This window comes from Moraxella sp. CTOTU48717, from assembly GCF_032057165.1.
Classification (GTDB): Bacteria; Pseudomonadota; Gammaproteobacteria; order Pseudomonadales; family Moraxellaceae; genus Faucicola; species Faucicola tetraodonis.
In genome coordinates this window covers 142,468-158,004 of sequence record NZ_DAMBBC010000001.1, presented here as the reverse complement: position 1 = coordinate 158,004, position 15,537 = coordinate 142,468, and the positions used below count along the sequence as shown (strand labels likewise).

At 43.2% G+C, this 15,537-nt stretch carries 16 protein-coding genes; 10 read left to right on the top strand and 6 right to left on the bottom strand.

Annotation, left to right across the window (positions count from 1 at the left end):
* Window positions 1-138: 138 nt before the first annotated feature.
* The 8 genes from hfq to radA all read left to right on the top strand — a co-directional run bounded on the left by hfq (window position 139) and on the right by radA (window position 6,856).
* The gene (gene hfq, locus RT084_RS00815; RefSeq protein WP_312384418.1) at window positions 139-684 is read left to right on the top strand and encodes an RNA chaperone Hfq; all 546 of its coding nucleotides are present in this window, start codon (window positions 139-141) and stop codon (window positions 682-684) included.
* A 355-nt stretch (window positions 685-1,039) separates the two neighbouring features.
* Window positions 1,040-2,008, top strand: a complete 969-nt coding sequence (locus RT084_RS00810; protein ID WP_312384421.1) for a KpsF/GutQ family sugar-phosphate isomerase — start codon at window positions 1,040-1,042, stop codon at window positions 2,006-2,008.
* Window positions 2,009-2,065: 57 nt separating this feature from the next.
* Window positions 2,066-2,590, top strand: coding sequence for a KdsC family phosphatase (locus tag RT084_RS00805; protein WP_312113932.1), 525 nt, complete (start codon window positions 2,066-2,068; stop codon window positions 2,588-2,590).
* 177 nt (window positions 2,591-2,767) lie between these two features.
* Window positions 2,768-3,340 (top strand): LPS export ABC transporter periplasmic protein LptC, encoded by a 573-nt coding sequence (gene lptC / locus RT084_RS00800; RefSeq protein ID WP_313078116.1) that lies wholly within the window; start codon window positions 2,768-2,770, stop codon window positions 3,338-3,340.
* A gap of 183 nt (window positions 3,341-3,523) precedes the next feature.
* Window positions 3,524-4,033, top strand: coding sequence for a lipopolysaccharide transport periplasmic protein LptA (gene lptA / locus RT084_RS00795; RefSeq protein WP_115304596.1), 510 nt, complete (start codon window positions 3,524-3,526; stop codon window positions 4,031-4,033).
* 57 nt (window positions 4,034-4,090) lie between these two features.
* Window positions 4,091-4,834, top strand: a complete 744-nt coding sequence (gene lptB, locus RT084_RS00790) for an LPS export ABC transporter ATP-binding protein (RefSeq protein WP_312384424.1) — start codon at window positions 4,091-4,093, stop codon at window positions 4,832-4,834.
* Window positions 4,835-4,872: 38 nt separating this feature from the next.
* Window positions 4,873-5,307, top strand: coding sequence for a PACE efflux transporter (locus tag RT084_RS00785; RefSeq protein ID WP_313097179.1), 435 nt, complete (start codon window positions 4,873-4,875; stop codon window positions 5,305-5,307).
* Window positions 5,308-5,458: 151 nt separating this feature from the next.
* On the top strand, window positions 5,459-6,856 hold the full coding sequence (gene radA / locus RT084_RS00780; protein ID WP_138019017.1) for a DNA repair protein RadA: 1,398 nt from the start codon (window positions 5,459-5,461) through the stop codon (window positions 6,854-6,856).
* A gap of 77 nt (window positions 6,857-6,933) precedes the next feature.
* Here radA and RT084_RS00775 read toward each other — a convergent pair whose 3' ends face one another.
* The 4 genes from RT084_RS00775 to RT084_RS00760 form a co-directional block, all read right to left on the bottom strand.
* Window positions 6,934-7,266 (bottom strand): hypothetical protein, encoded by a 333-nt coding sequence (locus RT084_RS00775; RefSeq protein WP_007116343.1) that lies wholly within the window; start codon window positions 7,264-7,266, stop codon window positions 6,934-6,936.
* Between the two features lie 227 nt (window positions 7,267-7,493).
* A complete protein-coding gene (locus RT084_RS00770) occupies window positions 7,494-8,288 on the bottom strand; it encodes an ABC transporter ATP-binding protein (protein ID WP_036593505.1) in 795 nt (264 codons plus the stop codon).
* Between the two features lie 67 nt (window positions 8,289-8,355).
* The gene (locus tag RT084_RS00765; RefSeq protein WP_050324121.1) at window positions 8,356-9,261 is read right to left on the bottom strand and encodes an ABC transporter permease; all 906 of its coding nucleotides are present in this window, start codon (window positions 9,259-9,261) and stop codon (window positions 8,356-8,358) included.
* 180 nt (window positions 9,262-9,441) lie between these two features.
* A complete protein-coding gene (locus tag RT084_RS00760) occupies window positions 9,442-10,434 on the bottom strand; it encodes an ABC transporter substrate-binding protein (RefSeq protein ID WP_409418414.1) in 993 nt (330 codons plus the stop codon).
* A 522-nt stretch (window positions 10,435-10,956) separates the two neighbouring features.
* Between RT084_RS00760 and RT084_RS00755 the strand changes: the two genes are divergently transcribed.
* Entirely contained in the window at window positions 10,957-11,478 is a 522-nt protein-coding gene (locus RT084_RS00755; RefSeq protein ID WP_313097171.1) for a hypothetical protein, read from the top strand.
* A gap of 79 nt (window positions 11,479-11,557) precedes the next feature.
* On the opposite strand, the gene RT084_RS00750 is transcribed toward RT084_RS00755, so the two are convergent.
* Window positions 11,558-12,616, bottom strand: a complete 1,059-nt coding sequence (locus tag RT084_RS00750; protein WP_312384434.1) for an ABC transporter substrate-binding protein — start codon at window positions 12,614-12,616, stop codon at window positions 11,558-11,560.
* Window positions 12,617-13,070: 454 nt separating this feature from the next.
* On the opposite strand from RT084_RS00750, the gene RT084_RS00745 reads away from it, so the two are divergent.
* Window positions 13,071-13,232, top strand: coding sequence for a hypothetical protein (locus RT084_RS00745; protein ID WP_156652031.1), 162 nt, complete (start codon window positions 13,071-13,073; stop codon window positions 13,230-13,232).
* Between the two features lie 148 nt (window positions 13,233-13,380).
* Here RT084_RS00745 and metG read toward each other — a convergent pair whose 3' ends face one another.
* Window positions 13,381-15,492, bottom strand: coding sequence for a methionine--tRNA ligase (gene metG / locus RT084_RS00740; protein WP_060994795.1), 2,112 nt, complete (start codon window positions 15,490-15,492; stop codon window positions 13,381-13,383).
* Between the last annotated feature and the right edge of the window lie 45 nt (window positions 15,493-15,537).

Here is a 15,537-nt window from a genome sequence, read left to right as displayed (position 1 = left end):
ATGCTTGGGTGATACTATTTGAGTGCTTATCTAATATGGTGATTCGACAATCCATATTAAGCTAATAAGGTATAATTAAAAATTCGTTTAAAAATATAATAATTTAACCAACTTTCTGTTTATTTCTGGGAGAAACCTATGTCAAAAGGTCAAACACTACAAGACCCTTTCTTAAACTCTTTACGCAAAGACCGTATTCCAGTGTCTATTTTTTTAGTCAATGGCATCAAACTTCAAGGTCAAATCGAATCTTTCGATCAATATGTGGTATTACTCAAAAACACCGTCAGTCAAATGGTCTACAAACACGCCATTTCAACGGTGGTACCTGCCCGTAATCCCCGTTCAGCTACGCCAATGCCAGGGGCAAGTGGATACGGCCAATCTAGCCAACTGGGCTTTGGTCAAACAGGCGGTTTTGAGCCACAAGGCTATGGCGCAAATCGCACAGGGTTTGCTAATCGTGGTGGTTTTGGTGACCGCGGTTTTGATGGCGGCGGTTATGACAATGACCCACGTGGCTACCCGCAGGAGCGTACAGGATTTGCGCAAGCACCGTATGATCGCAGTGGTTTTGCTGATCGTGGTTTTGATAGCGGCTACGACAATATGAATTTTGAGCCTACCAAAGACGATGCCAATTTTGACGATGATGCAAACGGCAATGGTGAAGACAAGTATTAATTTTTAAATTCCAAACATGATATTACGTGGCGAACCCTATCAGTGTTCGCCATTTTTTATAGCTTTTATAGCTTATCATTTATAGTGTATTTGGAACTGATTTAGCAATGCGTAGATTGTTAATATAAATTCGATGAAATGTTGTCAAAATATGTATTTTCGGACTTATCCCGTGAATATTGGCTGAAATTACGCTATGATAATCAGACTTTAAAAAATTTTAAATTTTTAGCTTTAAAGATTGTTTATGCTAACTATTAAACGCCCGAATAAGCGGATAGCGATAACCGCGTAAAGATAAGTGCCCAAAAAAAGCGCACCAACAGCCATTTTGAAAAATTAGTGAGGAATTATCTTGGATGCATCGGTTGATTATGTAAAGCATGCCAAAGACGCTATCAAAACAGAACAACATGCTTTAGATTTGCTGATTGAACAGCTAGATGAACGATTTGTGACCGCTTGCCATTTGATCGAAAACTGTCAGGGGCGTGTGGTGGTGACAGGCATGGGTAAGTCAGGGCTTATTGGTCGCAAAATTGCAGCGACTTTTGCCTCAACGGGAACGCCGTCTTTTTTTATGCATCCTGGTGAAGCAGGTCATGGCGACTTAGGCATGTTGGTCAAAGGCGATGTGTTAATTGGCATCTCAAACTCAGGTGAGTCAGATGAAATCCGCACGTTACTGCCTGTGGTAAAAAAACTGGGCATTCCGCTCATTAGTATCAGCCGTGACAAACGCGGTATTTTGCCAAGATCTGCCGATGTAGCTTTGACTTTAGGGGCATCTGAAGAAGCATGTCCCCTTGGTTTGGCACCGACATCAAGTACCACAGCTACTTTGGCGCTAGGAGATGCGTTAGCGGTGGCATTGGTGCATAGTAAGCATTTTACCTCAGAAGATTTTGCTCTATCGCACCCTGCGGGGGCATTGGGTCGCAAATTATTGACCCAAGTGAAGGACTTAATGCATGTAAATAACCTGCCAACTATTGATGAGCATTCGACGCTTAACGAAGCCTTATTTAGCATGACGGGTGGTAGACTGGGGATGACGGTGATTACCAATGCGAACAATCAAGTCGTGGGCGTATTTACCGATGGTGACTTGCGCCGTAGCTTAGCGCGCCAATTGGGGCTTGATACGCAGATTAGTGAGGTGATGTCAACCAATCCAAAGTCCGTCAATCCTGATGTTCGTGCGTCTGATGCGCTCACATTAATGAACGAACAAAAGATAAATCAGCTATTAATCATTAATGATGATAAGACTTTGGCGGGTATTTTGACCTTGCACGAGTTACTGCATGCGGGTGTGAATTAATAGGCTTAAAATAACTACTTTTAAAGTAACTAGGCTTACAATAATAAGGATAAAGTCATGCAAAGTCTGCTCACTAAAGCAAAAAACGTTAAACTATTGGTTATGGATGTGGATGGTGTATTGTCCGATGGAAAAATTATCTATGATGCCAACACGGTTGAAACCAAAAGCTTTAATGTTCAAGATGGCTTTGGTATTCAGCGTATTCACCAAGCAGGGATTCAAACTGCCATTATAACCGGTCGTACTAGCGACATTGTCACTCATCGTGCCAAAGAATTAAAAATCACCCATCTCGTGCAAGGGCGGGAAGACAAATTGACGGCGCTCAATGAATTGTTAGCTAATATTGGTATCTCGCTAGTAGAATGTGCTTATATCGGTGATGATTGGCCAGATATCAAAGCCTTACAATCCGTCGGGTTTGCTGTAGCCGTGGCAAATGCCAATGGCGAAGTCATCAAACGGGTCGATATGGTTACCACACGCTCAGGCGGACAAGGGGCAGTTCGTGAGTTATGTGATTTGATATTAAAAGCAACGGGTCATTACGATGATATTTTGGCCAGTTATGTGATTTAGGTTATATAACTTGGTTTAAGGGACTTATGCTAAGGGATTTGTTCTAAGTGATTTTTTTGAAAGTGATTTATTTTAAGTGATTTAGTTTAAGCAATTTGTTTTAAGTGATTTGCGTATGCGGTTTAGTGTGGTAACGTCCGTTTTTATCAAATTTTTTGGCAATGTTAGGTGGCAATCGTGTCAACAAAAACGCTATTTATTTTAGGCTTACTATTTATTATCGTATCGGCCTATTTTTATGCGCAAAACGATGCTCGCTTGACCCAAGTGTCACTCAAACCGACCGATATTGATTACCAAGCAGAGCAAATCAAAGCACTACAAACGACCGAAACAGGTAGTGTTGGCTATCAGTTAACAGCGGCGCAGGTGACCCATTACCAAAATGCTAATACTGCCGTGATGTCCAAGCCGCAGATTGTTATCCGTCCAAAAAATGAGCGTGAAGTAACTTTGGTGGCTGACCAAGCACAATTGGATGAAAATAAGCAGATTGCCAAACTGATAGGTAACGTGACCTTAACCAGCGTTCCGTTGCTTACCCAAAATACCAGTATATCGAATTTACCCGTTAAAATGATAGGTAAAAACTTTGTGGGTGATTTGGTCAATAATACAGTGATGACTAATGAACCGCTGACCTTTATCCATGGGAATAATCGGTTTGATGCCAAACAATTTAGTGGTGACTTGGCAACGGGTGATTACGGTTTTGGCCAAGTGAGCGTGATGATTCAACCTGCACAGTAGCTAACCCTATCTCTATGGAGTAGAGTGGCTACTGTTAAGACAGCAACTCAGTTGCGATGTTGACGGGACTTAAGTGAGTATCAAAAATCTTTAACTTCGGTGCTAATTTAATCTATATTGTTGATTTTAAAATTTTTATATAAAAGGTTTAACATGATTGTGGTGAAGACTCGACAATTAATAATGGCTGGCGGTGTGTTAGTTGCTGGCATGCTTGCGGCATCGAACGTGGCAAACGCCCTGCCATCAGACGCCAATGAGCCGATTCGGTTGTTGGCAGATAAAGCGACGTACAGTGAGCGCTCTGGGGTGACAAGCTATACAGGCAACGTTACCATTACCCAAGGCACGCTCAAAATGGCTGCGGATAATTTAACCGTCAATTTGACGCCAACCCGTGCTATTGAAAGTGCAGTCGCAACCGGGCGTCCTGCCACTATCCAACAAATTGTGACACAAGAGAAGGGTTTGGCGAAAGGTCAGGCAAATCGAATTGATTACAACGTCAAAACAGGGCTCGTCACCCTCACGGGTAATGCGCGCTTGACCCAAAATGGCGGTAGTTTTTCTGGCAATGTTATCCATTACAGTCTAAAAGTGGGTGATATTGAGGCAAAAGCAGGGAATAACCAACGTGTTGAGCTGGTATTTCCGCCACAAGCGAGCAACCGTGTTGGCGTTCGCAATCGCTAGTATTGTTTAACTTGCTTTCGCTTTGTTCATTGCCATTGTTTAGTTCTAGGATTTATTATGTCGCAACCGCAATCCAACCAGTCTCTGATCATGCAGCACCTTGCCAAACGCTATGGCAAGCGTTGGGTGGTTAAAGACGTGTCTTTTTCGGTAGAACAAGGGCAAGTGGTTGGGTTACTCGGTCCAAATGGGGCGGGTAAGACTACCAGCTTTTATATGGTCGTCGGTCTAGTCAATATGGACAAAGGGCAAATACAGCTGGGTAATCAAGATTTGTCGGCATTGTCCATGCACGAGCGCGCCGCATCAGGCATTGGCTACTTACCACAAGAAGCGTCAATTTTTCGCAAATTAACCGTTGAAGAAAATATTTTATCGATTTTGCAGACTCGCACAGATTTGGATAAAGCGGGGCAGCAGCAGCAACTTGAGCAGCTGATTGGGGAATTTAATTTGGGTCATGTGCGCCACTCATTAGGAATGAGCGTGTCTGGTGGTGAGCGCAGACGCTGTGAGATTGCCCGCAGCCTTGCCTCAAATCCCAAGTTTATTTTGCTTGACGAGCCTTTTGCAGGGGTTGACCCGATTTCGGTAGGCGATATCAAAGAGGTGATTATTAAGCTCAAACAGCGCGGCATCGGCGTGCTCATCACCGATCACAACGTGCGTGAGACTTTGGCTATCTGTGAACATGCTTATATTGTCAGTGAAGGACAAATTATTGCGGCAGGCACGCCAGAGCATATTTTAGACAATGAGTTGGTACGTAAGGTCTACTTGGGTGAAAACTTCATGGTCTAGCAAGCAGGGTTTAGTAAGATGGTTACAAGCAAAACGTGATGACCACCAAAGCACGCATCTGGCAAGCGATTTTATTTGAGACAATCGCCATACTGCTATCATTAGGCTGGGTAAAATTACTCAGCTTTTTTGGCTTTACGGATAGTGAATCACAGCCTAACTCAAATATATTGGCGCTGCTGATTGGCATTTCATTTATCGCCATGATTTGGACATTTATTTATAACTTATTGTTTGATAAATTTTTTACCGGTGAAAAACTGGCTCGACCGCTATGGCTACGGGTACTGCATATACTGGGATTTGAAGGTGGCTTGTTGGGCTTTACCTTACCACTGGTCATGTGGGTGATGAATATTGGTCTGTGGCAAGCGTTTTTGCTCGATATTTCGTTGACCCTACTTATTTTGGTGTATGGGTTTATTTTTTACTGGATTTATGACCTAGTCGCCCATAAATATAGTCGCAAATAACGGCAATCCTGCGTGTCAAAACTTGTGTGTCAAACATAGCTCGCTATACCTAATTTCATTGCATAGCATAGTTTATCCCTCTCACCACCACTAATACGCTTTAAGTTTCTTTATTCTTTATTTTTAAATTTTTGGTTGCAAATTGGAATCTATGGCAAAATCAAAATCATCCTACGTATGCCAACAGTGTGGCGCAAATTTCGGCAAATGGTCGGGACAGTGTGCCGAATGTGGCGCATGGAATAGCCTTGTCGAAGCGCCGACGGTCAGCATGCCACATCATAAACCTGTCACCAAAAAAGCCAGCAACTACGCGGGCGAACAATCGAGCGTCATGCCACTTAATGCCGTGCCTATGTCGCTCGATACTAGGCTACCAACGGGTGTTGGTGAGTTTGATCGGGTGTTAGGCGGTGGCTTGGTGGCAGGTTCTGTGGTGCTGATTGGGGGTGATCCGGGTATTGGCAAATCAACTATCTTGCTACAGACGGCGATTCACATGGCAGAAAATCAAAGTCTCGCCGGAAGTGCACTGTATATTACGGGTGAAGAATCGTTGTCACAGGTGGCGATGCGGGCTAGTCGTTTGGGGCTACCCAATAACAACTTAAAAGTATTGGCAGAAACCAATGTTGAAATGATTTGCCAGGCCTTGACCCAAGAGCAACCAGCCGTCGCCATCATTGACTCAATTCAGACTTTGTTTACCGAAGCTATCCAATCCGCACCAGGCGGGGTCAGTCAAATTCGTGAATCAGCGGCGATTCTGACGCGCTATGCCAAGCAAACGGGTACAGCGTTATTTTTGGTCGGGCATGTGACCAAAGAAGGGGCGCTGGCAGGCCCTCGCGTGCTAGAACATATGGTGGATGCGGTACTGTATTTTGAAGGGCAATCGGACAGCCGTTTTCGAATGATTCGTGCGGTAAAAAATCGTTTTGGTGCCGTCAACGAGTTGGGCATTTTTGCCATGACGGACGCAGGACTCAAAGAAGTGGCAAATCCATCGGCGATATTTTTAAGTCGTTATGATAAACCGATTGCAGGCTCAGTGGTCATGGTTAGCCGTGAAGGTACCAGACCGCTACTGGTTGAAGTACAAGCGCTAGTGGATGAATCGCAAGGACAACCTAGGCGCATGGCACTAGGTTTAGATTATCAGCGCTTAGCTATGTTGCTGGCAGTCATGCACCGTCATGGCGGTATCCAAACCAATGGGCAAGATGTGTATGTCAATGTGGTAGGCGGGGTTAAGGTGCTTGAAACAGGTTCAGATTTGGCGGTTTTATTGGCCTGTGCGTCTAGCATCAAGGAAAAGCCTTTACCTTATACCCTAGCGGTATTTGGTGAGGTAGGCCTATCGGGTGAAATCAGACCTGTGCCCAATGGTCAAGAGCGTCTAAAAGAAGCGGTAAAACATGGCTTTACCCATGCGATTGTACCCAAAGCCAATGCCCCCAAAACGCAATTAGAGCAATATCAAGGTCTCAAAATCATCGCGGTTGAGCGATTAGATGATGCGATTGATAGCGCCTTTAATTCTCTATAAATAAAGGAATCATCTATAAATAAAAGACATAAAAAAAGCTGAAAAGTAATGTTTCAGCTTTTTTATAATTGACTTTTTTATTCTGCATCAGCCGCAAAATTAAAGTATTTGGATTGACTGCCAATGATTTTTTCAACCGCTTCAATCACTTCATCCACCACATCATCATATACCCCATAGTGAAGTTCATTGCGAAACGAGGTAAACGGACTTTTACGTAGACCTGAACGCACTTCGGTAATACCACTTTTATGGTAAATAAAATCAACTTTACCATTGGTGTTTAGTACACAGCTTAACCGTCCATCTTTTACCATCATATCGACGCGCTCTGGCATAAAGATGTATTCATTGACATTTAACGTTTTGTCTTCGACAGCTTTCGTAACAAGTGATTTTAAATCAAACATAGTGACCTCAAAGGATATTGTTTTTTATAATTAAAATTGAGAAAAATAGCAGTATTGGCACTGCTTGCTTATCCAGTGTTATTATGAAGAATTAATTTATCACTGTGTGTAAAAAAATGGATAACTTATGTTATCCATCTTCATCATGTTAAGTGCTAGGGTTTATTTAACTTATTCTATTTAACCCATCTTATTTAACCCATCTTATTTGATTGGGCCCAGTTAAGTTAGCTCAAAATTAAGCTGTCATCTTCTACCACTTCGCCGCGGGTGCGTTCAAACATATTGAGTAAATCATGGACAGTCATGCCTTTGCGTTCATCGCCTGATACGTCTAGTACCACTTGCCCTTGGTGTAGCATGACGGTGCGCGTGCCATGATTGAGCGCTTGCTGCATGGAGTGAGTGACCATCATGGTAGTGAGATTGTTTTCTTGCACGATTTTATCGGTTAGTTCCAAGACGAAAGCGGCGGTTTTTGGGTCAAGGGCAGCCGTGTGTTCATCAAGTAGTAAAATTTTTGATGGCTGCAGGGATGCCATTAATAGGCTAACCGCTTGGCGTTGCCCGCCTGATAACAAACCCATACGGTCAGTGAGTCGATTTTCTAACCCTAATTTTAAAATTGCCAGTTTTTCACGGAAAATTTCACGGTTTTTGTGATTCAATGCGCCTTTTAAAAAACGCGATTCGCCACGCTTGTAAGCAAGTGCCATGTTTTCTTCAATGGTTAAGGCTTCACAAGTACCTGCCATTGGGTCTTGAAAAACGCGTGCTACCCAGTGTGCCCGTTGGTGGGCGGATTTTTTGGTCACGTCAATATTGTTTAAGGTAATTTTGCCGCTATCGACCCGAATCGTGCCAGCGACGGCATTTAAAAACGTCGACTTACCTGCGCCGTTGGTACCAATGACCGTGACAAATTCACCCGCCTCAATACGCAGGCTGATACCACGTAAGGCAGGGTTTTCAATGGGCGTACCAGGATTGAAGGTCAATCGTAGGTTGTCTGCGTTCATCATAAGGCATTGTCCTTTTGCTTTATAAGTTGTTAAGTGCCAAAGTTAAAATCAACTATTTGATACCAAGTTAAGCGGCATGCTTATGGCGATTGCTTAAAATTTTTGATTTGATTTTTGGTAGGATTAAAGCAATCACCACCAGCAGTGCGGTGACCAAGTTAACATCTTGAGGACCAAAACCAATCGCACGTAAGGTATCATTTGACAACGCAATTTGGATAAAGAATTTATAAAGAATCGCCCCGACAATAGCAGATAGGGTAATCCACAGCATCTTTTTGGCAGGGATGATGGTTTCACCAATGATAACGGCAGCGAGACCAATCACAATGGTACCAACACCAATGGAAATATCGGCACCGCCTTGGGTTTGCACAAAAATCGCACCAGCAAGCGCAATCAGCCCGTTAGAAATCGCCATACCTAACAAAATGCTACGAGAGGTAGCAATCCCTTGAGCTTGTGACATTCTAAGGTTAGAGCCAGTTGCTCGCATCGCCAAGCCCATCTCAGTGCTAAAGAACCAATCCAAGAAAAACTTGGCAGCAATCACCACACCACCAATCACCACACAGCGCATCCAATAGCCGTTACTATCAGTCACCAGTTCGCCAAATATCGTTGGCTCACCGAGCAACGCCAAGTTTGGCGCTTGCATAATACGTAAATTGACGGCATACAGCGCGACCATCACTAAAATACTGGAGAGCAGCTGTAAAATACCAAGTTTGACATGTAGCCAAGCCGTTACTAAACCTGCAACACCCCCAGCAAGCATACCAAAGATACAAGCCAGCCAAGGGTTGACATCCGCGATGATTGCCACGCCTGCGACAGCACCGCCTAAGGGAAAACTACCATCCGCGGTCAAATCTGGAAAATCTAACACCCGAAATGAAATGTATACGCCCAAAGCCACTAACGCATAGATTAGACCACTTTCTAGGGCACCAAATAAAGCAAGTAACGACATAACTGTTCACACAAAAAAGTAAAGACCGCTTGTTAATTCAACAAGCAGTCAGGTGTTAAGGTAAACCAAGTGGCGTTAAGCGTAATGCGACTAAAGTAAAAATACGCGCTTTGAAACTTTAGTTGCCACTGGGAAATCAAATTTGCAATCACATTAAAACAGCTAAAACTAACGAATGATTTATTGTTTAGCTTTTGGCGCAGGTTCTACTTGGGCTGCCTGACTAATTAACTCTTGTGGCAGCGTAATACCGACTTCTTGCGCGTGTTTTGGACTAAGGTATAAGTCAAGCTTATTCATAGTGATAGGCTTGATGGTACCTGGTTTCTCGCCTTTTAGGACGCGTCCAACGATTTTACCTGTTTCGATGCCTAAGTCTTTGTAGTTTATACCCATTGCTGCGACTGCACCACGTGCAACGGAGTCAGTATCGGACGCCACTAGGGGTACTTTGATTTCTTTAGCCGCTTGGTAAAGCGACTCATAAGCGGATACCACGTTGTTGTCAAGTGAGGTATAGATGAGCTGAACTTTACCTTGTAGACCGCGAGTGGCTTGGGGAATATCGGTAGTGCGCTGTGCAGGTGCCGCAACGATGTTGATACCCATCGGTTTAAATTTTGTTTCAAGCTCTTTGAGTACTACCGTTGAGTTGACTTCCCCTGGGCTGTATACATAGCCGACTGATTTGAGATTTGGTACGACTTTTTTCATCAGCTCAATCTGTGGCTCAAGTGGCAACATGTCTGATGCGCCTGTCACGTTGGTGCCAGATGCTTCCCAAGATTTTATCAGTTTCGCTTCGACAGGGTCGGTAACCGCAGAGAAAATAACAGGAATTGAGTTGGTCGCTGCAATGACGGATTGCGCCGATGGGGTAGCAATAGCAACGATGGCATCGGGTTTATCCGCAGCAAATTGTTTGGCAATTTGACCGGCAGTCGCCGTATTGCCTTGGGCTGATTGGAAATTTACTTTTAGGTTTTGACCTTCTTTAAAGCCTTCGTTGCCCAGCTCTTCAATCACACCTTGACGGACGGCATCTAATGCTGGGTGCTCAACGATTGCCGTGATAGCGACAGACTTGGTATCGCCTGACGCAGCTGTCGTTGCGCTTGCTGTGCTTGCGCTACTGGCATCAGCTGTTTTATTGTTAGATTGGCTACAGCCCATCAGGCTTGCCATACAAATTCCACCTAGCATCATTGCTTTGGTCAAACGAGAAACACCAAATGTAGCGTTCAACATATATCACTCCAAAAATCCATCCATAGGGTAACAATTAAAAAGGTAAATCTTAAAAAAGGAAAATCTTACACTTCAATAACAATATCATACAGCATTGTTAAACATTATTTACATTTTATCAGCTAATTTTGCAGTCGCATAGCGTTATATATGTATCAGGCAAGTTTGCCAACCACGTTTAAAGCTTTGGGTCACGGGTTAAAAAGGCATTATCTGATAAATTCCTATAACATAACAATCCGCCTAATTTCGCTAATGTATCATTTTTCAATAATAATTCGCTAAGTCATAAACTAAGTAATAAGCGGTGGCGCATTGTTTTTTAGTAGAAAGAAAATTACCACACCATTGTCATATTAAGTTACATTTTAATTTCATGCTATAGTTTCATACAAAATTACTTATCCAGCGAACATATTATAAAGGTATAGATAAAGGTGTATAACAATGAAAAAATCGACGTTATTAACTAGCTTATTTTTAGCGGGCTCATTCATGGCTTCACCCGCTGTTTTTGCAGATCCTGGTCATGGTAAAGGTCAAGATAAACAAGCTAGAACTTGGACACAGCATCAGAAACAGCAACAAAAACACTATAAAGATGAGCGCAAAGAAAACCAACGCTATAACCCAAACCATGATAGAGAGCACGACAGAGGCGATAATCGATACTACGATAGTCGCAGTGGTCGCTACCTAACCCACGAGCAGTATCGCCAATTGCCCCCAGGTCTGCAAAAAAATGTTGCACATGGTAAAGCGGTACCACCAGGCTGGGCAAAAAAACTAGACAGTCGTTATTACAGCGTCAAGCGATATAATGACCGTAATGTCTATGTGTTAAATAACAATGCTTATCGCCAGGCAAAGATTATCAGTCGCCCGCGCCCAGGTGAAGTTCGCCTACGTGTTGACAACCGCGTACTTGATGTCATTGAAGCGACACGTGTTATTTTAAATGTGCTTTAAATAACGCATCATTTCACTGCCCAGTTTGAAGAACCCGTCTATTTAGTTAGGCGGGTTTTTTCTTATTTACCCATAGCAATTATTTGTCAATTTTTTGCTCGGGTGTGGTATCAACGTTAATCGCACCTTTTAATAGTTCAGGATTTAGTGTTACGCCTTGTGCTTGGGCGTGTTTTGGGCTCACGTATAAAGTTAATTGGTTCATCACTTCGGGTTTAACTTGAGTGACAGGTGTACCATCCAAAATTTTGCCTACCATTTTGCCTGTGGTACGTCCAAAGTCATAATCATTGACACCGAGTGCTGCCGTAGCACCGCGGCGGACGCTAAACTCATCGGAGGCGATGATGGGAAGTTTTAACGCATTGGCTGATTGCACCATCGATTCAAATGCCGACGCCACATTATTGTCCATTGAGGTATAAATCAACTGGGCTTTGCCGCCAAGGCTATTAGTTGCCATGGCAATGTCAGTCGGACGGTTGGCTGGGATATCCACTAAGTTCATGCCACGCTTTGGTAGCGCAATGTTGAGTTTATCTCGCAGCGCTACCGAATTCATCTCACCTGCACTAAACACATAGCCAATGGATTTGGCTGACGGCATGATTTTTTGTATAAAGTCAAGCTGCGGTGCTAACGGTAATTGGCTGGATAAACCTGTGATGTTGGGCTGAGTCGGGGTGTTTTGTTGAGTAATGAGCTTGGCAGCCACAGGATCTGACACTGCTGTATAAACAATCGGTATCTCTTTGCTAGCGGCAGCCAACGACTGGGCAGTAGGGGTGGAGATTGCCACAATGGCATCAGGTTTGTCAGCAACAAATTGTTTGGATATTTGTCCTGCCGTTGCTGTATTGCCTTGTGCTGACTGAAAATTTACGGTTAGATTTTGCCCTTTGATATACCCTTCAGCAGCCAATTCATCAAGGATACCTTGGCGAATGGCATCAAGCGATGGGTGTGCCACAATCGCAGAAATGGCGATAGTTTTATTGGGTTTTTGGTTGGCAGTGGCTGAGGGTTTGCTAGCCGTGTCTGCAGCTTGCGCGGATGGTTTCTGAGGTGAGCAGGCGGCTAAAGATAATCCAACAATGGCGCAAAGAGCGGATAATTTACCGTGTGTGGTTGACAACATAGTATTCCCCAATCATCAAACTTGTTTTGTGAATCGAGTATAGTATTTCAATGTACTAGTTTGCTATAACATAAATGAAAGTTTGCTATCCTCTATACATATTATACATAAGTTTTTTTATTGTTTAGCGGTTTTTATGAACATTAGTCTTTTAAAAAAATGTTGTAAATATTGCTGTCTGAGTAGGTTTAATTACATAAAGCGCTTAATGGAAACAAAAAGACCTTAATTGAAACATAAAGAATCAAAATAATTGGATATTTCATGAAATTGTCATAATAAAATGGTATGAAAATCTTTTGATATCTTTTAGAATACAACTTCTACTCGCAGCATTATTTATCTTTTTTAAACGATTCGTTGCAGCGTTGATTAAGTTAAACATGTCTGTGCTTAGTAAAGGTAAATGATTCACAGATGGAATCATCGTACACTAACTCAACAAGGAGGCTATATGAACTCATCAAACTTGATGGCAGGCGTATTAGTAGTTGGTGCTATTCTACCTTCGGCTGAAGCACCCCATTATTGCCAATATAATAAGGCAGCTAATCCAGTTAGAGCCAATCGAAAATCTATCCCCGTTCGCATCAGCGTAAGCAAAGGCGAACGTTAATCGTACGACAATATAGATTATTTGATATTTAGGATAGCTTAATAAAAAACCGCTGAAGATTATTAGCGGTTTTTTGTTGTGACCAAAAAAATGATTAAGAATGTTTCAAAATGTTTCAATTCATAGCAGTCAATCCCAGTTAAGCGCATTAAGCAAGGGTCGCACCCGCAGGGATATGGTCATCTAGCGTAACCACGGTCAATTGACCCGCTTTTTCAGCCGATAAAATCATACCTTCAGAAATACCAAACTTCATTTTTCGTGGCGCAAGGTTGGTGACGCAGACCACGGTTTTGCCCACCAATTGTTCAGGGTTATAAAATTTAGCGATACCGCTAAACACATTGCGCGTTTTCACATTGCCCTGCGCATCTGTCTCACCCACATCTAGGGTAAATTGCAGCAATTTATCTGCACCTTCCACGTTGTTGCAAGCTAGTACTTTTGCTACGGTCATGGTGACTTTGGCGAAGTCATCGATACCAATCAATGCTGTATCGCCAGTGGGTTGTTCGCTAGCGGCGGCTTTGGCTTTGCTCGTGCCCGCTTGCCCATTTGCTGGTTGATTGGCGATAGCAGGCTGTTTGTTTAAATCTTCTTTTGAGGCGTCCACCATCGCAGCCACTTTATCTTTGTCAACACGCTGCATCAATGGGGTAAAGGCGTTGATGGTATGCCCGACCAATAACGCATGACGGCTATCAAAGTCTAAGCTGTCAACATTGAGAAAAATTCGTGCTTTTTCACACATCAATGGCAATACCGGGGCAAGATAAACCACTAATTGACGGAAGATATTAAGCGCGACGGTACACACCGCTTGTACTTCGGCTTGTTGACCTTCAACTTTGTTGAGTGCCCACGGTTTTTTGTCATCAATGTACTCATTGGCTTTGTCTGCGCACGCCATAATCAGACGCATGGCTTTGCTAAATTCCCGCGATTCATAAGCGGCAGCGATGTCTTCGCCCGCATCAATGATTTGTTGCACCAAAGCAGGCTCGCTGATTGTCAGTGCCAGTTTACTACCATGATTTTTATGGATAAATCCTGCACAGCGGCTGGCGATATTGACGACTTTACCCACCAAGTCTGAATTGACTTTTTGCATGAAGTCTTCAAGATCCAGATTGATATCTTCGACACTGGCTGATAATTTGCTAGCAAAGTAATAACGCAAGTATTCAGGATCAAGGTTTTGTAAGTAGGTATCGGCTTTGATAAAGGTGCCGCGAGATTTACTCATTTTCTCGCCATTGACGGTCAAAAAGCCATGCGCGTTGATAGCAGTGGGTGTTCTAAATCCTGCGCCTTCAAGCATGGCCGGCCAAAACAGGGCATGGAAATACACAATATCTTTACCGATAAAGTGATAAACTTCGGTGTTGTTATGATTTTCTTTTGACCAATAGTCATCAAAATTTAAGCCTAACTGCGCACCTTGTTGATCACACAAGTTTTTGAAACTTGCCATATAACCCACAGGCGCATCGAGCCACACATAAAAATACTTGTCTGGTTCACTGGCTGGGGTGTTTGGGATTTTAAAGCCAAAATACGGCGCATCGCGGCTGATATCCCAGCTGGCAAGCCCTGCATCAAACCATTCTTGTAATTTGTTGGCGATAGAGGTTTGCAGGCGACCTTCTTTACGCGTCCAGTTTTGCAAAAATTCGCTAAAGTTTGGCAGGTTAAAGAAATAATGGATGGATGATTTTAAAACAGGCGTTGCACCTGAAAGCGTTGAGTAAGGGTTCTTGAGTTCGGTGGCATTGTAGGTCGTGCCGCAGACTTCGCAGTTATCGCCGTATTGGTCTTTTGCGCCACATTTTGGGCATTCGCCTTTGACAAAACGGTCTGCCAAAAACAAGCCTTTTTCTGGGTCATACAGCTGTTCAACTGCTTTGTGCGAGATATGACCGTTTTCATACAAGCGATTATAAATCAGCTGAGAGTAATGCTCATTTTCTGGGCTATGGGTTGAGTAGTAGTTGTCAAAATCAACCAAAAATCCCGCAAAATCTTTTTCATGGGAGGCTTTGACATCGGCAATTTGCTCTTCAGGGGTGACACCGTTGGCTTCTGCTTTGAGCATAATCGCTGTGCCATGGGCATCATCGGCACACACATAGGTCGCTTGATGACCCAGTGATTTCATGGCGCGTACCCAAATATCGGTCTGGATGTACTCAACCAAATGCCCCAAATGAATCGGACCATTGGCATAGGGTAGGGCGCTAGTAACTAAAATTTTTCTCACAATACACCTGTTATTGATTTGTTTAAAAAAATGTCATTATTGCTG